Source organism: Paenibacillus timonensis (assembly GCF_022427145.1).
GTDB classification, from domain to species: Bacteria; Bacillota; Bacilli; order Paenibacillales; family Paenibacillaceae; genus Fontibacillus; species Fontibacillus timonensis.
Genome location: NZ_JAKSXN010000015.1, coordinates 70,625 through 91,889, shown reverse-complemented (window position 1 = coordinate 91,889; position 21,265 = coordinate 70,625). Strand labels below are relative to the sequence as shown.

Here is a 21,265-nt window from a genome sequence, read left to right as displayed (position 1 = left end):
TGTTTGCGCCTCAAAAGCCTGCATTTTTGCAGGTATTTTGATAAATCGGCAGGCATGCGCTCAAAAAACTGTATTTTTGCAGGTATTACGAAAAGGTGACTGACCGGTAGGTTACATGAAATCCGCTACAAAATTTTGACTGTCCGGCACCAAGCGGACGGATTTACCACACATATCGCAGAACTTGCCTACAAACGCTATTCCTGAACCTATCTCTTCAGGACAAAATAACGTAACAAATATTATGTAAACTAAATTCGTTTGGAGGCCTAATCATGAGCAATAAAATCGAAGCGATCCGTGCGGATCATCAAAATTTTCTAGATAAGACCGAGGATGAAGTGAAGGAAGTCCCCGCCACAACGAATGTCAACGAGGCGGTGGAGGCCATTACGGCGCATATTAATAAATATGACGAGCCCGAGGAGAAGGAACGGAAAAAGTAATAGCTGGTAAAGCCGATAAAGCCGGTAAAGCCATGGTAAAGCCAACGAAAGCCCCGTTAATACGGGGCTTTCGCATGATTACATATTTAACGCATTGTTGGCCATCTTTACATCGTTTGCAAGCAGCTGCTCCAAATTGTAAGACGGATAGAAGCCATGCTGGTACATAAAGTTGAACACCTTGGCATGTAACGAAATCGCGCCGAGCAGCTGTTTCTGGAACGTATCGCGAAGCTGAGGCGTAGCTGTTTCCGTGATGGCGATGGCGTAGTTTCGTACGGCAGTTTTCAGAAAACCGAGCAGAGTGGCCGCTTCCACTGCCGTCATGTCCGGCGACGTGTTGCGAGCCATGGTCGGAGCCATCGGATAAAATTTCAGCAATTCGCGTAAATTTTGCTCCAGTGCTTTGATCGTTTCGGCGTAAAGCGCTTTGAGGGCCGGTTGTTGAATGGTGGGCAGTTTCTTCTTAAAAACAGCCAGATGCGTAGATTGAAAAGCGACTAGCTCGTGAAGTTCCATCGTTTCATGCCAGGCTAAGTGTTCATGGTTCCGTGAATTATCCACAATTTCACACTCCAGGGTTAGAATTGGTTCATTATATTCGCCTGGATGAAAATGGGTAATTGTCCCTGTAGAATTTGGCGTCCTTATTTTGTGAGAGTTGGGAATGATCCACCGACGCGGAAACTGCATAGGAAACATTGGACAGTACACGCTAAAGGTGGTTTGATCACTCATATCCAAGGAGGGCATTTTGACATGCAATTGGCCGCACATGAAGCGCAAGATTTAAACGAGCTGACTTTAAGCTGTGTCAATTCCATTACGAACATGGCCTGTTTCATGAATCAGGTCCAAGATCCGGAGCTCAAGTCGATCCTGCAGCGGCATTTTCCTCTGCACATTCAAGACTATAATATGAAGGTCGAGTTTTTGAGCAAAATGGAGGGAGCTGCCGGACGACTACCGATCCCTGATTTGACGCCGGTACTGCAATCCTTTACGAGCGCGCCGACGGCCCCTGTTCCGGTGATGCCGAGAACGGAGGTTCAGCAATTTAATGACCGCGAAATCGCTACCGCCTATTTGCTGACATTGAAACGGGCAGGCCGCGAATATGCATGGGCAGCGATGGAGATGAGCCATCCGGAGATCCGCAGCTTCCTGGAGCATGCTTTTTGCATGAGTTCCCACCACGCTTACGATGTGTGGCAATGGATGGCGAAGAAGGGGTATTATCCGCTTGAGCCGGCGCCGGCTTCAACAATGGCCACTTTAAGCACGATGTATCAAAAAGTACAGGAACCTGTAGGCGCCCTTTAACTGGAAAAGCCAATACGGCGAAAGCGCAGCGGCTCGTTGATCTTCAGAAGTCGCTGCGCTCTTTTATAGTGAATGGTAACTTGTATTGTCCCTACGCTTTAACTGCTTGGATGACGGCGGATACGAGATATTCCTCCAGCTTGATGCCGGGGATCCATTCTTTGATGAAGGTTTTCGATTCGTCCTTCGGCAGGATACTAATGTTGGTGAAGCCGCTCTGGGCCAGCATTTTTTCCAATTCTGGGATGGAGGAAGCGCCGGATATGCACCCGGCATACAGGTCCTCCAGATCATTTTTGATTTCGGGAGGCAATTCCGCAGTCGTAACAACATCCGAGATGGCGAGGCGTCCGCCCGGGAGCAATACGCGGTAAGCTTCTCGAAAAACCTGTTCTTTGTCGGGCGAAAGGTTGACGACGCAGTTAGAGATGATCACATCCACGGATTGATCGGCAACCGGCAAGTGTTCAATTTCGCCTAATCGGAAATCCACATTCGCAAACCCGCCCTTAAGCGCGTTTTGGCGGGCACGGCTAACCATTTCCGGCGTCATGTCAACCCCGATGACCTTCCCCGATTCTCCGACCTGTCGCGAGGCTAGAAAACAATCAAAACCGCCGCCGCTTCCCAAATCAACGACAACTTCCCCGGGAGCCAGTTGCGCGATCGCCTGCGGATTCCCGCAACCAAGACCTAAATTGGCGCCATCGGGCACGGCATTTAATTCTTCACCGGAATAGCCCAAGCCTGCCGAGATCTCCTTGAAATCGGTGGGCGTACTGCAGCAAGCGACGGCGTTCGGTGAGCAGCAGCTTGACTCGGCAGCGTTGGGCTCGGAAGCACTTTGAACCGCGATTTGCCGATAACGTTGGCGGACATTTTGACGGATTTCGTCATGGGTTAATTCATTCATGTTTTTTCCTCCTTTAGGATGAAGTAAACTAACAGCACGCGGTACAGCAAGAATCGGTTGTTACCGGACGAAGGCGAAACCATCCGCTGATTCGGGTTTGTAAACGGCTCTTCGGGGGTTTAGGTACGATCCACTTCCAGGCTTCGCGATTAATTCTTTGAAGCTCTGACGCTTGGAGCCTCATCAACATTTCAGCGGTGTACGCTTCATTTAACACGGTCATCCCTCATTTCTTAAATTTGATGTTTGCAAATAAAAATCCCCGTGCGACAATCCGGGACTAGAGAAGTGAGTGGAACAGACCAAACGAAATGAAAGCCTTGAATAACGACTTCGCTTTGGTGTTCCCAAATCCTCCCTTGCTTAATGTTATACTTTATAAATTTGCAAAATGCAAATAAAATTTAGTCAGATTGCATAAATACATATTAGTAATTGATTATATAATTATATCCGACTAGAATTGAATGAGGAGGGGCGACTTGAAATAGAGGGGGGATATGGAGTGGATACGAATCAAACGATCGATGGGATGGCAGAAACGTTTAAATTGCTTGGCGATAAAACCAGGTTGACGATTTTGGCGTTGCTTAAGGAACGTGAGCTTTGCGTCTGCAATATTGTAGATTTGCTTCAAATGTCGCAGCCCAGCGTCAGCCAACATTTGCGAAAAATGAAGGCAGGGGGATTGGTTACGGAGGTTCGTCGCGGCAAGTGGACCTACTACTCCTTGAAACTAACGGAAATGCCGTATGTTGATGATTTGCTTGAATACCTGCCCTCGCAATCATTGAGAGTAAAACAGTTATTGGAATGCGAATCGGCATCTTCTTGTGACGATTAAATTTCAAATTACAAGGATGGTGATGAACTTGCCGGAAACACGAAGATTATCCTTTCTTGACCGGTACCTGACGGTTTGGATATTTGCCTCGATGGCCATTGGGCTTCTCCTCGGAAAGTTGATACCGAGTTTCTCGGAGTTCCTTTCTCGCATGCAGGTAGGAACCACTTCCATTCCAATCGCAATCGGTCTGATCGTCATGATGTATCCGCCGCTGGCTAAGGTGAAGTACGAAAAATTGGGCCGCGTATTCAAGGACTGGAAGGTGCTGCTGCTCTCCTTGCTGCAGAACTGGGTGATCGGACCGATTCTGATGTTCCTCCTGGCGATCTTGCTGCTTAGCGACATGCCGGAGTACATGGTGGGTTTGATCATGATCGGCCTGGCACGATGCATCGCGATGGTGCTGGTTTGGAGCGATTTGGCCAAGGGCGATCCGGAATATACCGCTGGATTGGTCGCGTTCAACTCGATTTTTCAGATATTGTTTTATTCAGTGTTTTCTTACGTGTTCATCACGATTCTCCCCGAATGGTTCGGAGTACAAGGAGCCGAAGTGAATGTATCGATGGGTGAGATCGCTCGCAGCGTATTGATTTACCTGGGAATTCCGTTTGCGGCCGGCCTGCTGTCCCGGGTGATCGGGATTCGCTGGAAAGGCAAAGAGAAATATGAACAAGGGTTTGTGCCTAAAATCGGTCCGCTAGCCCTGATCGCCTTATTGTTTACGATTGTATTGATGTTTTCCTTAAAAGCCGATCTGATCATGGCCCTGCCGTTGGATGTAGTTCGCATCGCCATTCCGATGATCATCTATTTTGTGATCATGTTCCTGTTGTCGTTCTTTCTGTCCAAAAAAGCGGGCACGACTTACCCGGTAGCCACTTCGTTGTCTTTCACGGCGGCAAGCAACAATTTCGAACTGGCCATCGCCGTGGCCATCGGCGTGTTTGGTCTTGATTCCGGCGTGGCGTTTGCGGCGGTCATCGGGCCGCTCGTGGAGGTGCCTGTTTTGATTGCGCTGGTGAATGTCGCGCTGCGTTTCAAACGGAGACATTTCGACTCTGCATCCGCTAAACCTAACTAACAAACTAAAGGAGATGTTTTAAACCTATGGATAAAAAAACGATTTATTTCTTGTGCACCGGCAATTCCTGCCGCAGTCAAATGGCCGAAGGCTGGGCGAAAACCTTTTTGACGGACGGGTGGGAGGTCTATAGCGCCGGGATTGAAGCGCATGGTTTGAATCCGAATGCGGTTAAGGCCATGGCTGAGGTGGGCATCGACATCTCGGGGCAAACCTCGGATCTCATCGATATGGAGCGACTGAACCGTGCGGATATGGTCGTCACGTTGTGCGGCGATGCCGCGGACCGCTGCCCGATGACGCCGCCTCACGTTCGCCGCGAGCACTGGGGATTTGACGATCCGGCAAAAGCGTCGGGAACGGATGAAGAGAAGTGGGCGGTGTTCCAGCGCGTCCGCGACCAAATCGGCGAGCGCATCCGGCGTTTTGCCGATGAGGAAGGGAATGAATAAGGTTTTTCATTATAATCCGGACCGGCCGTTTCGCGAGCCGCCGGATTTGTATTTGTGCTATTGGGGAAAAGAACGGTGCGCTCCGCTACATTCTTTTGGTCCGGGCATCCGCGATATTTATAAAATCCACTTTGTTCACTCGGGGCAAGGGCGTGTCAAAGTAGAGGGGAAAACCTTCGAGCTGACCGGCGGACAGGCGTTTCTCGCTTATCCCGAACGGGTGATCTTCTATCAGGCGGATCAAAACGACCCCTGGACGTATTCCTGGATCGGCTTCTGCGGGGATCAGGCAGAGGAGATTCTAGGCCGTACCCGGTTAACCCCGTCATCCCCCGTGTTTCCAATGGATACGCATATGATGCCGCAGTTCTACGAGATGCTGAACGAAGCGGAGGAAGCGGCCGCGACCCGCGATCTGCGCCTGCAAGCGTTGCTGCACGAATTTCTGACGCTGCTGGTGGAGCTGGTTCCTGCATCGGGGCTTCCGAGCCCGGCAAAGGCTCAAGTGAAAGATGCGTATATTCATCGCTGTCTTGATTTTCTGCATAGCCATTATGGCGAGGAAATTACCGTCGGCCAATTGGCCGCGATCGTCGGATTGGACCGGAAATATTTATCTTCATTGTTTAAACGAGCCACGGGGATGCCGCCGCAGCAATATTTGTTGAATTACCGAATGGAGAAAGCGTGCGGGTTGCTGCGTAAAGGCCATTACTCTATCGCCGAAGTGGCGCGTTCGGTCGGTTATCAGGATGCCCTGTTGTTCTCTAAAATGTTCAAGAAAACAGAAGGCGTCTCGCCTACCGAGTATCGTGACCGAGCCCAAAAATCAGACATCATGCCATAGGAATCATCCATGCTGATATAGGTAAGCTGTTCCTTGTGCGTTATATTGAACACATACGGACTAAAGGAGGAACAAGCATTTATGTATCAAGCAGCTGACAACAGATACGAAATGATGACATATCACCGTTCGGGACGGAGCGGGTTGAAGCTTCCGGCCATCTCGCTTGGCCTATGGCATAATTTTGGCGGGATCGATGTGCTTGAAAATGGGCGCGCCATGCTGCGCAGAGCGTTAGACTTAGGAATCACGCATTTCGACCTGGCCAACAACTATGGACCGCCGCCAGGCTCGGCGGAGGAAACGTTCGGCCGGGTGCTGCGCGAGGATCTGCGTCCCTATCGAGACGAGATGATCATCTCCACCAAAGCGGGATATTACATGTGGCCAGGGCCGTATGGGGAATGGGGTTCGAAAAAATATCTGGTGTCGAGCCTGGACCAAAGCTTGAAGCGGATGGGGCTGGAGTATGTGGATATTTTCTATCACCATCGCCCTGACCCGGACACCCCGCTGGAAGAAACGATGGCGGCGCTGGATCTGATCGTTCGCCAAGGGAAAGCTTTATATGTCGGGTTGTCCAACTATCGTCCGGAAGAGACTCGCGAGGCATCCCGGATATTGAAGCAGCTTGGCACGCCGGCGGTCATCCATCAGCCGAACTATTCCATGATGAACCGCTGGATCGAAGAGGGGCTGCAGGAGGTGTTGGAGGAAGAAGGCATCGGTTCGATCGTATTCTCTCCGTTAGAGAAAGGCATTCTGACCGATCGCTACCTGAACGGAATCGCTCCGGATTCCCGGGCTGCCGGCCCTAGCGTGTTCCTTCGTCCGGAAGACTTGAACGAAGAACGGATTGCGAAGGTCAAGCAGTTAAACGAGCTGGCGTCCGCTCGAGGACAGAAGCTTTCGCAAATGGCATTGGCCTGGGTGCTCCGAGGCGGTAGAGTGACTTCCGCGCTGATCGGCGCCAGCAAGGTGAGCCAAATCGAGGATGCGGTTGGCGCATTGGACAATCGATCGTTCACTCCGGAGGAGTTGCACAAGATCGACGAGATTTTAGGTTTTTAAGATATCCAGGCAGGCGCCGCCCGAGAGAGCCTCGGGGCGGCGCCTTTTTTTTCTACTAAATTTCCCCGCCGTATTGAGCTTTGACCTGGTTAACCAGTATAATATGTCGAGTGTACCCTTATTCGCTTATCCGGGTGTTACCAACCATATTTCCTATAGAAAAGGTGTTAAAATTCCATGAGTATTTTAAGCGTAGAACGGCTGAGTCACGGTTTTGGGGACCGGGCGATCTTTAACGACGTGTCCTTTCGTTTGCTGAAAGGCGAACATATCGGACTGGTCGGAGCCAACGGTGAAGGTAAATCAACGTTCATGAACATTATCACGGGCAAGCTGCAGCCAGATGAAGGCAAGATCGAATGGGCCAGACGCACGCGCGTCGGCTACCTCGATCAGCATGCCGTGTTGGAGAAAGGAATGACCATCCGCGACGTGCTGCGCGGGGCCTTTCAATACCTGTTCGACTTAGAACAGGAAATGAACGACATGTACGGCAAAATGGGAGACGTGTCCCCTGAAGAGCTGGAGCAGCTGCTGGAGGACGTGGGTACGATTCAGGATACGCTCACGAACCAGGATTTCTACCTGATCGACGCCAAAATTGAAGAAACGGCGCGCGGCTTGGGCTTGACGGATATCGGACTCGAAAAGGACGTTAACGACCTCAGCGGAGGGCAGCGGACGAAGGTACTGCTGGCCAAGCTCCTGCTGGAGAAGCCGGATATTCTTCTGTTGGACGAACCGACAAACTATTTGGATGAGCAGCATATCGAATGGCTGAAGCGGTATTTGCTGGAATACGAGAACGCGTTTATCCTGATTTCGCACGATATCCCGTTTCTGAACAGCGTCATTAACTTGATTTACCACATGGAAAATCAAGAACTGAACCGTTACGTCGGCGATTACGATAACTTCATGCAGGTGTACGAGGCGAAGAAGCAACAGCTGGAGTCGGCTTACAAGCGCCAGCAGCAGGAAATCGCCGATCTCAAGGACTTCGTGGCACGCAATAAGGCGAGCGTGGCGACGCGCAACATGGCGATGTCCCGCCAGAAGAAGCTCGACAAGATGGAAATCATCGAGCTGGCCAAGGAGAAGCCGAAACCGCAATTTAATTTCAAAGATGCACGAACATCCGGCAAATTGATCTTTGAGACGACGGACTTGGTGATTGGCTACGATTCGCCGTTATCCAAGCCGCTCAATCTGCGGATGGAACGCGGGCAAAAAATCGCTCTCGTCGGCGCAAACGGCATCGGGAAAACGACGCTTCTGCGCAGCATCCTGGGACAAATCCCGGCGATCTCCGGCTCGGCGCATCTCGGCGACTTACTGGAAATCGGCTATTTTGAGCAGGAAATGAAGGACGCCAACTACAATACATGCATCGAGGAAATCTGGAACGAATTCCCGTCGTTCACACAGTTTGAGGTGCGTGCCGCCTTAGCCAAATGCGGGCTGACGACCAAGCATATCGAAAGCAAGATCGCCGTGCTGAGCGGGGGCGAGAAAGCGAAAGTACGCCTGTGCAAACTGATAAACCGGGAAACGAACTTGCTCGTGCTTGACGAACCGACGAACCATTTGGACGTTGATGCCAAGGAAGAGCTGAAACGCGCACTGCAAGCCTACAAAGGCAGCATTCTGTTGATTTCCCACGAACCGGAGTTTTACCGCGACGTCGTTACGGAGACATGGAACTGCGAATCTTGGACGACGAAGATGCTCTAGACGTAATCTAGCAATCTTTGGTTGCGTCAGGTATAATTGTTTTAAATTTGAAATAGGGGTGATCCGATGGCAGTGACTTTGGGCAATATTTTTGTGAACCTTCCCGTCAAAGATTTGCAGAGAACCATGAAGTTCTTTCAAGGAGTCGGATTTGAATTTAACCCGCAATTTACCGATGAGAAAGCAGCTTGTCTGGTGATCGGAGAGAATATCTTCGCCATGCTGCTGACAGAGGAATTCTTTAAGTCGTTTACCAAGAAGGAAATCCCGGATACAGCGGGTTATTCCGAGGTCATCGTTGCCTTGTCGGCCGATAGCCGGGGCCAAGTGGACGAAATCGTGAACAAAGCGCTCGCCTCCGGCGGGAAGCCCTACAGCGATCCGGTCGACCATGGATTTATGTACACCTGGAGCTTTCAAGACCCTGACGGCCATCTGTGGGAAGTCATGTTCATGGATCCTAGCGCTGTGCCATCGGAATAATGACGTGTACTCAAGGGATCCCCAATGTCCTATGTGAATAACATAGGGCATTTTTGCATTCCTCCCTCTTCGCGAAAAGCTCCGGGGAGATCCTGTGTAACAGAGGCACGGGCGTTGGGAGATTGGGATGGGAAATCCTTGGACAAGGTGTCGATGTTCAAGACTAGGGCATTCATTGCCGCCAAATCAGTTGTTGGTTATAATAGTTGGGTAGATTATTAAGAAAGTGGGAAGAGTATGGGCCGCAAATGGAATAATATTAAAGAGAAGAAGGCTTCAAAAGACGCCAACACCAGTCGAATTTACGCGAAGTTCGGCGTCGAAATTTATGTTGCCGCCAAGAAAGGCGAGCCGGATCCGGAATCGAACCGCGCTTTGAAGGTCGTTCTGGAACGGGCAAAAACGTACAATGTACCCAAAGCGATCATTGACCGGGCCCTCGACAAGGCGAAGGGCAGTTCGGATGAAGTCTATCAAGAACTGCGTTATGAAGGCTTCGGCCCTAACGGCTCCATGGTGATTGTAGATACATTGACGAATAACGTAAACCGTACCGCACCGGAAGTACGCTCCGCGTTTAACAAGAACGGCGGGAATATGGGCGTAAGCGGATCGGTTTCTTATATGTTTGACGCAACCGCGGTCATCGGGATGGAAGGCAAAACGATCGATGAAGTGTTTGAAATCCTGATGGAAGCCGATCTTGAAGTACGTGATATCGTCGAAGAGGACGAGTCGGTCATCGTCTACGCCGAACCGGATCAATTTCATGCGGTGCAGGAAGCGCTCAAGAATGCAGGGATCACCGAGTTTACGGTTGCCGAACTGACGATGCTGGCACAAAACTATGTAACTTTACCTAATAAGGAAGCTGAAGCGCAATTCGAGAAGTTGATCGATGCGCTGGAAGACCTGGAAGACGTGCAGCAGGTGTATCACAACGTGGAATTCGCCGAGTAACCTTTTGGGGTGAGGCGATTTTAAAACGGGCTGATAAGAAGAACTCTTCTTTCAGTCCGTTTTTTGCGTCAGAGCTATCCTTGACACTGAAATCGCCCACCGACATAATATACATTATTGTTTAGGAAGCGGGTAGGAAGGGGCTTTATATGACAAGCTGGAATTTGGGAGGACTTCGAACGGAGCAGGCATTATCCCGGTTTTCGACTTATGAAATCGGGGGAGAGGCCCGGTTTGTGGGAACGCCACAATCGCAAGACCAACTGCAGGAGCTGCTGGAGATGGCGTATCGACGCGGGATAACGCCGATTTTTTTTGGCGGGGGATCCAATATGCTATTTCCCGATCGGCCCGACCCGGACGCCTTGTTTCTCACGACCCGGGAGATGGTCGATGTGAAGCTCGAGGGAGATCGTCTGTACGTTTCGGCGGGGATGCCGATGTCGATGTTGGCCGTGATCGGACATGGCCTGGGGATTGCTGATTTTGATTTTACCTTTTTGCTGCCGGGAACGGTCGGCGGAGGAATTTATATGAATGCCAAGTATTTTGACCGCCATATTAGCGATACGTTGATCCACGTTCATTATATCGATTTGCATCAGCCCGGAGGGATTCAAACCGTAACCCGCGAAGCTTGCGAATTCGGGTATAAACAGTCGGTGTTTCAACGCAATCGAAGCAACTGGCTGATTGTCGGTGCCGAATTCAAGCTAAGCTCGTCCGAAGGGGCAGTCGCTTTGCCGATGTTGCCGGAACTGGCTGACTTTCAGGAGGGGAAGCTGCCGCCTATCCGATTACCGGAGTTTGCCTCGTATTTTATCGGTTGGCTAGACAATAAGAATGGGACCGGGGCGAGGGACTCCGCGTTGGCCCCGATGCGAAGGATCGTTCAGGATCGCGTGGGTAAAATGCATTTCACCTACCCTTCCTGCGGATCGGTGTTCAAAAACAATTATTCCGTCGGCGAGCCGATCGGTAAATTGGCGGACCACCTTAATTTGAGAGGGGTCCAGCGCGGCAATGCCAGAATTTCGCCCGTTCACGGCAATGTGATTCAAAATGTAGGCGGGGCGACGGCGGCCGATGTGATCGAGTTGATCCATCATGTCCAGGAGGCTTTTGATCGACATTACGGTTTCGTTCCCGAACCGGAGGTCGTGATCATCGAAGGGAAGGCCTCTTCGCTTCGACGTTAATCGCGAAAATAACTTCAAAGCCCGTCTCCGGCAGTCGCCGGGACGGGCTTGTTTTATTCACAGACGGTTTATAATGTTACCGCAACCGGTACTGGCCGGGTACAACCCAATCTTCGGGAGATCTCGTTGGCGGCCTGCTGCACGTCCTTCACGAGTTCGACGATGCGCCCTTCCTCGAACTGGACTTCCAATCCGGCAGCGCTGAGTGCGGCGATGATTTGGCCCGTATGATCGAATATCGGAGCGCTTAGCTCCGCGGTGTAGTTCTCCAATTCAGACCGGCTGAAGCTGTAGCCGTCCTGACGGGAGCGATCCAGAATCTGACGCAGCTGCGTTTTGTCGGTGACCGTGCCGGAGGCGATCGGCTGAAGTTCGGTTGCTGCCAAGTATTCCTCACGCTCCGTCTCGGGCATAAAAGCTAAAATAATGCGAGACGACGCGCCGGCATACAAGGGGGCTTTTCGCCCGATCTTTGTGAATAGCCGTACGGGGTGATCCGTGTCCAGTTTCTCAATGTATATGCACTCGTTCCCGTCGCGCAGCACGAGATGGATGGCCTCCTGGATCTCGTCGCGCAGCTGCTGCATGACCGGCAGGGCGATATGGCGGATGTCTAACCGTTCTGCTACCAGATTTCCGTATTGAAGAAACAGCAATCCTAGCGAATAGGAACCTTCCGCATCCTTTTTTAAGAAACCCATTTCTTCCAAGGATCCGATCATACGGAGGACCGAAGTTTTGGGAATCCCCGATAGTTTGGCCATCTCGCTGATGTTCAGTTTGGGATGGTTCAGAAATAATTGAAGTAGATCCATGGACCTGACTACGGTTTTGTTCTTGTGTTTGTTGGTGTTTTGCACGTTATGCCTCCTGCATGGCCTCTAGTTCATTCTGTATTAGTATACAACGAATGGAAGAATGTTGAAAACCGACAAAACGGCCCGGAAATTAAAGCTTGATTTTTATCTAATTCCTACTATAATGATCGTATATATTGGCATTCGATTTTCGGAAATAACGATCCGAAATACGGAACAACCTCAACATTTTGAAAATTTCAAAGGAAAATTTCTTGATTTTTATGGAATTCTAACTAACAATGATTTTATGTAAAAGATTCGTAATTCGGTATTGATAGTCCGAAATTCGGATGGGAGGATGAACATGACTTACTCGCCGTCTACCGCAGAGATTCCCATCACTCCACTCGGAGATTCGGCGCTGATTGTGAAGTTTGGTGATTCGATTCAAAAGGATACCCACCTCAAAGTCAGGCAGTTGGCAGAACATCTGGATCAACACCCGTTTCCTTGGATGATCGAGGCGGTTCCGGCTTTTACGTCGGTGACCATTTACTATGACGTAGCGAAGCTGCTTACGGAAGAAGTGAAGCAGGAAGGACATGTTCTTACGGAAAGCCCGTTCCAGTTGGCTGCGGCGCTGGTGTCCGAGTTGCTTCTCACACTGCGTGACGTTAATGCATCACCAGCCAGAATCGTAGAAATTCCTGTCTGTTACGGTGGGGACTTCGGACCGGATTTAGAAACGGTAGCCTCCCGCAATGGACTCACGCCTCAAGAAGTGATCCAGATTCATACTTCAGCGGATTATCTGGTGTATATGCTTGGATTTGCCCCTGGTTTTGCTTACTTGGGAGGGATGTCCGAACGCATTGCCACACCTCGCCGGGAAACACCGCGCTTGTCTATTCCGGCTGGAACCGTCGGAATTGCCGGAGATCAGACCGGTGTCTATCCGATTGATACCCCAGGGGGCTGGCAGTTGATCGGCAAAACCCCAATCGAAATGTTCAAGCCGGAGCAAATGCCGCCGACCTTGCTGCAAGCTGGAGATATCGTTCGTTTTTACTCGATCACCCGTGAACAATTTGAAGCATGGGAGGAGTTGGAGCGATGAGCTTGCTGATCGAAAAACCCGGTTTGTTGACCACGGTTCAGGATTTGGGAAGGTTCGGCGTTCAGAAGTATGGCGTGATTGTTGGCGGAGCGATGGATGCTTTTGCCCTTCGAATTGCGAATCTGCTGGTCGGTAATGCGGAGGAAGAAGCCGGGCTTGAAATCACGCTGCTCGGCCCGGTAATCCGCTTCGAGCAAACGGCTCTGATCTCGCTCTGCGGCGGCGACTTATCGCCCAAGCTGAACGGGGTGCCCATTCCGTTGTGGAGAACGGTGTTAGCGCCTAAGGGCAGCATGTTGACGTTTGGTCCGATCCAGCTCGGCTGCCGCGCTTACCTGGCGGTAGGAGGCGGCATTGATGTTCCGGTCCGAATGAACAGCCGCTCGACCTATTTAAGGGCAGGCATCGGCGGTTATGAGGGGCGGGCACTCGTTGCGGGCGATCGGCTGACTTTAGGCGATATGACGCAACGCGGCTCCCATTTGCTTGGTTTGCTCGCCAGGGAAGCGAGCAAGGAGTACGGCGCCGTCAGCCGGTGGGCGGTATTTCCGGAAATGCTTCCGAAATATGCGGCAAACCCCATCGTTCAGCTGATCCCGGGGGAAGAATACGATTTGTTTCAAGTACAAAGCCAACAGATTTTATGGCAAGAGGAATTTGCGGTTTTACCGCAGTCCGACCGGATGGGTTACCGTTTCAAAGGCCGGGAATTGCAGATGAATCCGTCGAAAGAGATGATTTCCTCGGCCGTGACGATGGGAACCGTACAGGTACCGCCTGACGGGAACCCGATTATTTTGATGGCGGATCGCCAAACAACCGGAGGATATCCGAAGATTGCGCAAGTCGCAAGCGTGGATTTGCCGCTTCTAGCTCAAACCAACTTAGGTGCACGGGTTCGATTCCAGGAGGTGACCCTGCAAGAGGCGCAACGGCAATGGATCGAGCGGGAAAATGCGATCCAAACGTTGCGGAAGGGCTTGGATCTGTTGGAGACTTCCGAACGCAAATTCTGATCGGGCGGCTTGGACCGGCATGCATAAACAGACAGCAGGATTGGAAAATTCAGTATGGAGGAAATGAACTATGGAGAACAAGAGCCATCCAAAACTCGAAATTCGGGATTTGCGCGTGGAATACGAGTCCAAGGGCCAACGCACCGTCGCTTTGCAGGACGTACAGCTCAAGGTGGAAGACGGCGAGTTCGTATCCGTTGTCGGTCCAAGCGGCTGCGGCAAGTCGACCTTGCTGAAGGTGGTGTCCGGACTGCTTAAACCGGCAAGCGGCAGCGCCTATCTGGATGGTCAGGAAATCCAAGGCGTGCCAAGCCAGGTCGGAATGGTATTTCAAAACGATGCCTTGCTCCCCTGGAAAAGTGTCATCGACAACGTGCGTCTCCCGCTGGAGATCAAAGGGCGATCCAAAAACGAACAGTTGGACGAAGCCAACCGATTACTAAAGATGGTTGGGCTTGAAGGATTCGGCGGTTACCATCCGAAAGAATTGTCCGGCGGGATGCGCAAGCGGGTCGCCTTGGCGCGAACCTTCGCGTACGATCCCGAGATTTATCTGATGGACGAGCCGTTCGGACCGCTGGATGCCCAGACCCGGGTGAAGATCGGGGAAGAGTTCTTGCAGTTGTGGGAAAATGTCGGCAAAAGCGTGCTGTTCATCACCCATGATATCGAAGAGGCGATTGCGCTTTCCGACCGGGTGATCGTGATGACCTCCCGGCCGGGACGGATCAAAGCGGAGTTTAAAGTGAATCTGGAGCGGCCGCGCCCTTTTTACGACATCCGTTTCGATCCCCAGTTCAAGGAGCTGCAGAAAGAAATTTGGGCCCAAATGTCAGACGGGGAATAGAGAGAGGAGGAAATCATCATGGCATCAAAAACAACGACAGCCTCGGCCAGTTCTCCTTCCCCTAAGGCGGGGCGAGGGAATCGCAGCGCGGCCGTGTGGATCGGCAGATTGGTCGTATTTATCGTTCTCATCGGATTATGGGAACTGCTCTCGGGCACGGCGTTTAATTCTTTTTGGCTGAGCAAGCCGTCTTTAATCCTGAAGCGAATTATCGACATGACCGCAAATGGGGATCTATGGTTCCATATGAGCATCACGCTGCAGGAGTCCATCGTCGGCCTCGTTATCGGGATGCTTGGAGGTACGCTGCTGGGGATTTTGCTCGCGTTCAGCGGGATTTTTCAAAAGTGGGTTTATCCTTACATCATGGCATTGTACAGCTTGCCTCGGGTATCGCTGGCCCCGCTGTTCATCGTCTGGTTCGGGATCGGCATGACCTCGAAGATTCTGATGGTCGTGGCGATGGTCATTTTCGTCGCTTTTTACAATGCTTACGAAGGCGTACGCAACATCGACAAAGACCTGATGGATATGATGAGCACATTTAAAGCCAAATGGACGCACAAGCTCCGCTGGGTAGTGCTTCCATCGATTACCGTATGGATTTTGACGAGCTTGCGGCTGAATATCGGCATGGCCTTGATCGGGTCCGTCATCGCCGAACTGGTGGGCTCCAACCGGGGGCTCGGGTATTACATCACCTACTCGTCCAACATGCTGGATACAACGGGGATTTTTACAGGCCTTGTCCTCATTATGATTATCGCCGTCGTGTTAGAACAGATCATCGTGCAGGTCGAACGGCGTTTGCTGAAATACCGGTAAGGGAAGAACTCCAACTTATTTAACAAGATGAAATAAATTGGAGAAACCATAAAATTTAGAAAGAAAGTTACCATTCAAGGAGGGGAATCCCATGAAAAAAACAAAAATGCTTATGGCTACATTGCTGGTGCTGACGATCGCTTTGCTCAGCGCTTGCGGAAACAACAACACGGCCGCACCTGCGGACAATAAAGGCGCCGGCAACGCAGCGACAGGAACCAACGGCGGAGAAAACAACGCGAACCAGCCGGAAAACGTCAAGATCCGCGTGGGTCTGGTCGGCGGCGGCATGACGCCGATCATCGCGCAAATCGGCATTAACGACGGCTCCTATGAGAAAGCCGGAATTACGATCGAAAAACAAAGCTTCACGTCTGGCGCCGATATGGTGCAAGCCCTGGTAGGCGGCAGCCTGGACATTGTGTTGGGCTCTTACGAGCATGTGTTGAGACAGCAAAAGAACGGCCTAGGCGTTAAAGCTTACGGCGAAATTTACAATGGCGTCGGCTATTCGCTGGTCGTGAAGAAGGATGCTCCGTTCCAGTCGCTTGAAGATTTGAAGGGAGCGACGCTGGCCGTAACCAAGGTGGGCAGCTTGTCCGACACCGGGCTGCGCGAAGGCTTGAAAACCGCCAATATCGACGCGGACAAAGACGTGCAGATTATCAACGGCGGCAGCGGCGCTACGATGCTGGCCGCGATCGAAAGCGGCAAAGCCGCCGGCGGCATGGTTTCCGAACCGACGATTTCGCAAATGGTGGCAACAGGCAATTACCGGGTACTGTACGATCCGCCGTATGATTTTGCCGGGATTACCGTCATGGCTAAGACGGATTGGGTCGACAAAAACCAGGATGCCATGAAACGGTTCCTTCAAGTCAGCAATGAAGTGAACGAACGCGTGCAGAAGGATCCAGCAGCCGCAGTAGAAGCGATGCTGAAAGAGTTTGACCAAATTCCGGCCGACGTCATGGAGACCGCAGTGAAAAACCAGCTGGCCAAAGTACCGGCAGGACTCAAGGTGTCCGAGGAAGGCGCGAAAAACGTCTCGAAAACCCAAATCGAGGCGGGCGTGATCGAAAAAGAAATTCCGTTTGCCGATACGGTAGACCTCTCGCTGCTTCCTTAAGCCATATGAAAATCGGGTGAAATCGCGGATTGCCGTGCATTTTGCCCGATTTGTTTCACGACCGACGATCTTACAGAAAGAAGGCGATCCGCACATGGCCAAAGATTTAAGAACTTATCTCGGGCAATTAACTCAATTTGATGCAAACAGCGTGAAGCTTGTGGACACGGAGGTTGATCCGCGTTTTGGCATTACCGCGTATGCGGCGGCGCTGGCGGAAAAAGGCGATTACCCGGCCCTGTTGTTCAACAGGGTAAAAGGGGCGCAGATGGCGTGCATTTCCAACTTGTTGACCTCTTACGAACGCGTGGCACTCTACTTGGGATGTGAGGTTCAAGACATTCCGCGGGTATACGGCGAAAAGCTGCAGCAGCCGATCGAACCGGTAGTCGTAGACCGCTCTGCTGCCAAAGTTAAAGAGAACGTGATCGAAGAAGCGGACGTCGATTTGTCCAAGCTGCCGATTCCCGTGCACAACGAGATGGACGGCGGGCCGTACTTGTCGGCGGGCGTGATGATCATCCGCGATCCGGAATCCGGGCTGATCAATGCCGGGATCTATCGCCACCAAATCTTCAACGAACGCGATATGGGCGTGTGGTTCCTTGGCGCGCATCATGGCGGCTTGATCTATAAAAAGTACAAAAAGCAAGGGAAGCCGGCTCCGATCGCGATTGCGCTTGGGCATCATCCCGGATTCATCATGGGAGCCGTATCCCGGGTTCAAGGCATCGGCGGCGAATATGAAGCGGCCGGTGCGTTAATGGGCGAACCACTGGAACTGGTGCAGGCGGATACCTCCGATTTGCTCGTGCCGGCGCATGCCGAAGTCATTCTGGAAGGCGAAATTTTGCCGGATAACGATCACAGCGAAGGGCCTTTCGGCGAATGGCCGGGTCACTATCTCGGTGGAGGCTCCGTACCGACGATCCGCATCAAACGCATTACATACCGGAATCATGCGATTTTCCAGGATATCGTCGCCTCCGGACGGGAGCATTTGGTTGTGGGCGGAGTGCCGCGCTCCGGCAGCATTTATCATACGGTGAAGAAAATCGTGCCGGGCCTCAAAACGGTGAACGTTCCTTTTTATAGCCGGATGAACTGCTATTTATCGATCCAGAAGGAAAAGGACGCGGACGTGAAAAAAGCGGCATTTGCGGCGCTCAACACCGAGCCGGAGAATTTGCGCCATATCGTTGTCGTGGACGAGGACATCGACGTGTTTAACGGCGAAGAGGTCGCTTGGGCGATCGGCACGCGGTTCGATGCGGAGCGCGATCTGCTCATCATCCCGCGTTGGAACGGACCGGGCGGATTGCTGCCGACGAACTGGGAGTATAATGCCGAAGGCAAGAATACGCCGCGCATGTCCAGCGCCGTGATCGTCGATGCCACCAAACCAGCGCCGCCGGTCGTCTTCCCGAAGCGGGCCGTCGTTCCGAAGGACAAAGTGGAACTGGCCGATCTGGCTTTGCTCCGCGAGCTGAATTCGGAAGAGAAAAACAACTGGCAAATCTAAAACGCCTAAGCCTCAAACGGTCGGTAGGGATCAGGACCCTTCCATGGATCTCGAATCCCGCTGGCCGCTTGGGGCTGGCTTGTTTCATAATTAATGTGATGAATTATGCTGTGAACGAATTGCGAGAGGAGCATCAACATGAACAACGTAGTCGATTTGAACTGTGATATGGGTGAGAGCTTTGGGGCTTATAAACTTGGCAGGGACAGCGAGGTTCTGAAATTCGTGACCTCGGCCAATATCGCATGCGGGTTTCATGCCGGCGATCCGGCGACGATGCGCCAGACCGTCAAGCTGGCATTGGATCACGGGGTTGCCCTAGGGGCACATCCCGGCCTGCAGGATCTGGTCGGGTTTGGCCGCCGCGACATGGACTTGTCCCCGCAGGAGGCTTATGACATCGTCGTTTATCAGATCGGCGCGTTGTGGGGGTTCGTACGCGCGCAAGGGGCGAAGCTGCAGCATGTGAAAGCGCATGGTTCCCTCTATAACATGGCGGCACGAAATGCCGGTTTGGCTGAGGCGATCGCCGAAGCGGTCTATAAGGTAGATCCGGAGCTGATTTTGTTCGGGCTTGCCGGCAGCGAACTGATCCAAGCCGGTAAGAAAGCCGGATTGCGCACGGCCAGCGAAGTGTTCTCCGACCGGACTTACCAATCCGACGGTTCGCTGACTTCCCGCCGTTTGCCGGATGCCTTGATTACGGATGAGGATCAATCAGTGAAACAAGTCATTCGCATGGTCGCGGAAGGCAAGGTAATGTCGCAGCAAAACGTCGATGTGGCCATTCAGGCCGATACGATTTGCATCCACGGCGACGGCATTCATGCCGTAGAGTTTGCCGGCAAGATTCGCAGCTCTTTAACCGCTGCAGGAATTACGGTTCAGCCGGCAGGGATTACGCTGGAGCAACAAGCCTAAGCGCAAAGGAGGAGACAGCAGGATGGAACCAATGCATTTGCAGACCGATGTGCTGGTTGTCGGATCCGGTGCCGCCGGGTTGATGGCAGCGAGAGCGGCAGCCGATGAGGGCGCCCGCGTGATTTTGACCGACAAAAGCTTGATTAGCCGGGGCGGGGCTACGATTTTGGCCCAGATGACCGTGGCCGTCGCTTTAGGCGAAGCGGAAGAGGACAATCCGCAAATCCATTTTGAGGACACGATGAAGGGAAGCCGCGGATTGGCGGATCCGAATATTGTCCGCACCGTCGTGGAACGGGGACCCGAAGTGATCCTCGAAGCGGAAGGTTACGGCGTCAAGTGGGCCCGTACGCCGGACGGCAAACGTTCGCAGGCTTTTGCCCCGGGGCATTCCAAGGCACGTTGCGTGTACGTGGACATCTTGAATACGGGCGGCGCGACGGCGGCCGGGTTGAAGAAGGCGATCTGGAAGGACGATAACATCCAGCGCCTCAAAAACGTGATGATCACGAAAGTGGTGGTCGAAAAGGGCCGTGCGGTTGGCGCGATCGGTTTTGAGATGGAGGAGTACCGTCCGATCAGCATCGCCGCTTCGTCGGTTATTTTGGCTACGGGCGGGTTGACGGAAGTTTATGAGCGCAACAGCGCGTCCGCGAACATGACCGGCGACGGATTCGTGTTGGCAGCCGAGGCGGGAGCCGAGGTGCGCGACATGGAGATGGTGCAGTTCTTCCCGATCGCCCATCTGTTTCCGCCGCTCGTCGGCATCGATCCGATCATGTGGGATCCGTTCCGCTATAAGCTGGGCGGCCGCCTGCTGAACGGATTGAAGGAAGAATTCATGGACAAATACAACGGGGAAGTCGCCGGAAAATACACGGCCGCGCGCGACCAAACGACGCTGGCGATTTTCCGCGAGGTGGAAGCCGGCCGCGGCACGCCGCACGGCGGGGCTTATCTCGACTTCACGATGGTGCCGGAGGACAAGCTGAAGGAAGCGTTTGGCCCGGTGATCGATATTTTGCGGAATCAGGGCGTCGATTTGACCAAGGACATGGTGGAAGTGGCGCCGATGGCGCATTTCATGCTTGGCGGCGTCCGCGTGGACGAGGCGATGCGCACGCGGGTGCCAGGGCTGCTGGCCTCGGGCGAGCTGATCTATGGCATGCATGGGGCCAACCGCTTATCGGGCAATGCCATTACCGAAGCGCTAGTCACCGGCCGCATCGCGGGCGAAACCGCGGCGCGGGAGAAGCAAGGCGAACTGGACGAAGCCGCCGTGCGCCAGGCGTTCGACCGGGAGATGGAGCGCCTGACGCAATTTTGGCACCCCGTTCCGGTAGATCGGGATAACGCGTCGCTCCAAGCGTTTAAGCGCAAGCTGCAGCAGATCATGTGGAAAGGGGCAGGTCCGCTTCGCACGGAAAGCGGCTTGAAGGAGGCGTTGACGGAACTCCGGGCGCTGCGTAGCGAGCTCGACGGGATTTCGCTGGCAAAGCCGGGCAAATTTGCTTTGTCCCTATTCGAGAAACTGGAAGCCGCCAATATGCTGAAGGTCAGCGAGGCGATTGTGCTGGGGGCCTTGGAGCGCAAAGAAACGCGCGGTGCGCATGTACGGCTAGACTACGACGATACGCTGACCCAGCCGTCCAGCTACAGTTATGTCCTGAAAGAGGATGGGGAATGGGGCGTATCCGAGGTTCAACTGCCGGCCGGCGTGTAACGAAGA

The 21,265-nt window shown here is 52.6% G+C and carries 22 protein-coding genes; 19 read left to right on the top strand and 3 right to left on the bottom strand.

Annotated elements, in window-relative coordinates:
• Positions 1-275 precede the first annotated feature (275 nt).
• Positions 276-446, top strand: a complete 171-nt coding sequence (locus MJ257_RS08070) for a hypothetical protein (protein WP_240268754.1) — start codon at positions 276-278, stop codon at positions 444-446.
• A gap of 78 nt (positions 447-524) precedes the next feature.
• Here MJ257_RS08070 and MJ257_RS08065 read toward each other — a convergent pair whose 3' ends face one another.
• Positions 525-965 carry a spore coat protein gene (locus tag MJ257_RS08065; RefSeq protein ID WP_240268760.1) on the bottom strand — a complete coding sequence of 147 codons (441 nt, stop codon included), beginning with the start codon at positions 963-965 and terminating at the stop codon, positions 525-527.
• A gap of 240 nt (positions 966-1,205) precedes the next feature.
• Here MJ257_RS08065 and MJ257_RS08060 point away from each other — a divergent pair, with 240 nt between their 5' ends.
• Positions 1,206-1,769 (top strand): spore coat protein, encoded by a 564-nt coding sequence (locus tag MJ257_RS08060; RefSeq protein WP_240268753.1) that lies wholly within the window; start codon positions 1,206-1,208, stop codon positions 1,767-1,769.
• A gap of 91 nt (positions 1,770-1,860) precedes the next feature.
• Here MJ257_RS08060 and MJ257_RS08055 read toward each other — a convergent pair whose 3' ends face one another.
• Positions 1,861-2,682, bottom strand: coding sequence for an arsenite methyltransferase (locus MJ257_RS08055; protein WP_240268752.1), 822 nt, complete (start codon positions 2,680-2,682; stop codon positions 1,861-1,863).
• Between the two features lie 532 nt (positions 2,683-3,214).
• On the opposite strand from MJ257_RS08055, the gene MJ257_RS08050 reads away from it, so the two are divergent.
• From MJ257_RS08050 to MJ257_RS08010, 9 genes are all read left to right on the top strand, one after another.
• Positions 3,215-3,526, top strand: a complete 312-nt coding sequence (locus MJ257_RS08050) for an ArsR/SmtB family transcription factor (RefSeq protein WP_240268759.1) — start codon at positions 3,215-3,217, stop codon at positions 3,524-3,526.
• 22 nt (positions 3,527-3,548) lie between these two features.
• On the top strand, positions 3,549-4,613 hold the full coding sequence (arsB, locus tag MJ257_RS08045; RefSeq protein ID WP_270407404.1) for an ACR3 family arsenite efflux transporter: 1,065 nt from the start codon (positions 3,549-3,551) through the stop codon (positions 4,611-4,613).
• 26 nt (positions 4,614-4,639) lie between these two features.
• Complete coding sequence (gene arsC / locus MJ257_RS08040; protein WP_240268751.1) at positions 4,640-5,065, top strand: arsenate reductase (thioredoxin); 426 nt, start codon at positions 4,640-4,642, stop codon at positions 5,063-5,065.
• On the top strand, positions 5,058-5,912 hold the full coding sequence (locus tag MJ257_RS08035; RefSeq protein ID WP_240268750.1) for an AraC family transcriptional regulator: 855 nt from the start codon (positions 5,058-5,060) through the stop codon (positions 5,910-5,912). Before arsC ends, MJ257_RS08035 begins: the two co-directional genes overlap by 8 nt.
• An 81-nt stretch (positions 5,913-5,993) precedes the next feature.
• Entirely contained in the window at positions 5,994-6,983 is a 990-nt protein-coding gene (locus tag MJ257_RS08030) for an aldo/keto reductase (RefSeq protein WP_240268749.1), read from the top strand.
• 177 nt (positions 6,984-7,160) lie between these two features.
• Positions 7,161-8,717 (top strand): ABC-F family ATP-binding cassette domain-containing protein, encoded by a 1,557-nt coding sequence (locus tag MJ257_RS08025; protein WP_240268748.1) that lies wholly within the window; start codon positions 7,161-7,163, stop codon positions 8,715-8,717.
• Positions 8,718-8,783: 66 nt separating this feature from the next.
• A complete protein-coding gene (locus MJ257_RS08020; protein ID WP_240268747.1) occupies positions 8,784-9,200 on the top strand; it encodes a VOC family protein in 417 nt (138 codons plus the stop codon).
• 237 nt (positions 9,201-9,437) lie between these two features.
• On the top strand, positions 9,438-10,160 hold the full coding sequence (locus MJ257_RS08015) for a YebC/PmpR family DNA-binding transcriptional regulator (protein WP_240268746.1): 723 nt from the start codon (positions 9,438-9,440) through the stop codon (positions 10,158-10,160).
• Positions 10,161-10,309: 149 nt separating this feature from the next.
• Positions 10,310-11,359 carry a UDP-N-acetylmuramate dehydrogenase gene (locus MJ257_RS08010; protein WP_240268745.1) on the top strand — a complete coding sequence of 350 codons (1,050 nt, stop codon included), beginning with the start codon at positions 10,310-10,312 and terminating at the stop codon, positions 11,357-11,359.
• Between the two features lie 68 nt (positions 11,360-11,427).
• On the opposite strand, the gene MJ257_RS08005 is transcribed toward MJ257_RS08010, so the two are convergent.
• Entirely contained in the window at positions 11,428-12,219 is a 792-nt protein-coding gene (locus MJ257_RS08005; protein ID WP_240268744.1) for an IclR family transcriptional regulator, read from the bottom strand.
• A 298-nt stretch (positions 12,220-12,517) separates the two neighbouring features.
• Here MJ257_RS08005 and pxpB point away from each other — a divergent pair, with 298 nt between their 5' ends.
• From pxpB to MJ257_RS07965, 8 genes are all read left to right on the top strand, one after another.
• On the top strand, positions 12,518-13,276 hold the full coding sequence (gene pxpB / locus MJ257_RS08000) for a 5-oxoprolinase subunit PxpB (RefSeq protein WP_240268743.1): 759 nt from the start codon (positions 12,518-12,520) through the stop codon (positions 13,274-13,276).
• Entirely contained in the window at positions 13,273-14,292 is a 1,020-nt protein-coding gene (locus MJ257_RS07995; RefSeq protein ID WP_240268742.1) for a 5-oxoprolinase subunit C family protein, read from the top strand. Before pxpB ends, MJ257_RS07995 begins: the two co-directional genes overlap by 4 nt.
• A gap of 70 nt (positions 14,293-14,362) precedes the next feature.
• Positions 14,363-15,139: an ABC transporter ATP-binding protein gene (locus MJ257_RS07990; RefSeq protein WP_240268741.1), complete on the top strand. Its 777-nt coding sequence runs from the start codon at positions 14,363-14,365 to the stop codon at positions 15,137-15,139.
• 18 nt (positions 15,140-15,157) lie between these two features.
• Positions 15,158-15,964 carry an ABC transporter permease gene (locus MJ257_RS07985; RefSeq protein WP_240268740.1) on the top strand — a complete coding sequence of 269 codons (807 nt, stop codon included), beginning with the start codon at positions 15,158-15,160 and terminating at the stop codon, positions 15,962-15,964.
• A 91-nt stretch (positions 15,965-16,055) separates the two neighbouring features.
• Positions 16,056-17,093 carry an ABC transporter substrate-binding protein gene (locus tag MJ257_RS07980; RefSeq protein ID WP_240268739.1) on the top strand — a complete coding sequence of 346 codons (1,038 nt, stop codon included), beginning with the start codon at positions 16,056-16,058 and terminating at the stop codon, positions 17,091-17,093.
• 94 nt (positions 17,094-17,187) lie between these two features.
• Positions 17,188-18,615: a UbiD family decarboxylase gene (locus MJ257_RS07975; RefSeq protein ID WP_240268738.1), complete on the top strand. Its 1,428-nt coding sequence runs from the start codon at positions 17,188-17,190 to the stop codon at positions 18,613-18,615.
• Between the two features lie 138 nt (positions 18,616-18,753).
• Positions 18,754-19,536: a LamB/YcsF family protein gene (locus MJ257_RS07970; protein ID WP_240268737.1), complete on the top strand. Its 783-nt coding sequence runs from the start codon at positions 18,754-18,756 to the stop codon at positions 19,534-19,536.
• A gap of 22 nt (positions 19,537-19,558) precedes the next feature.
• On the top strand, positions 19,559-21,259 hold the full coding sequence (locus tag MJ257_RS07965; protein ID WP_240268736.1) for an FAD-binding protein: 1,701 nt from the start codon (positions 19,559-19,561) through the stop codon (positions 21,257-21,259).
• Positions 21,260-21,265: the final 6 nt, after the last annotated feature.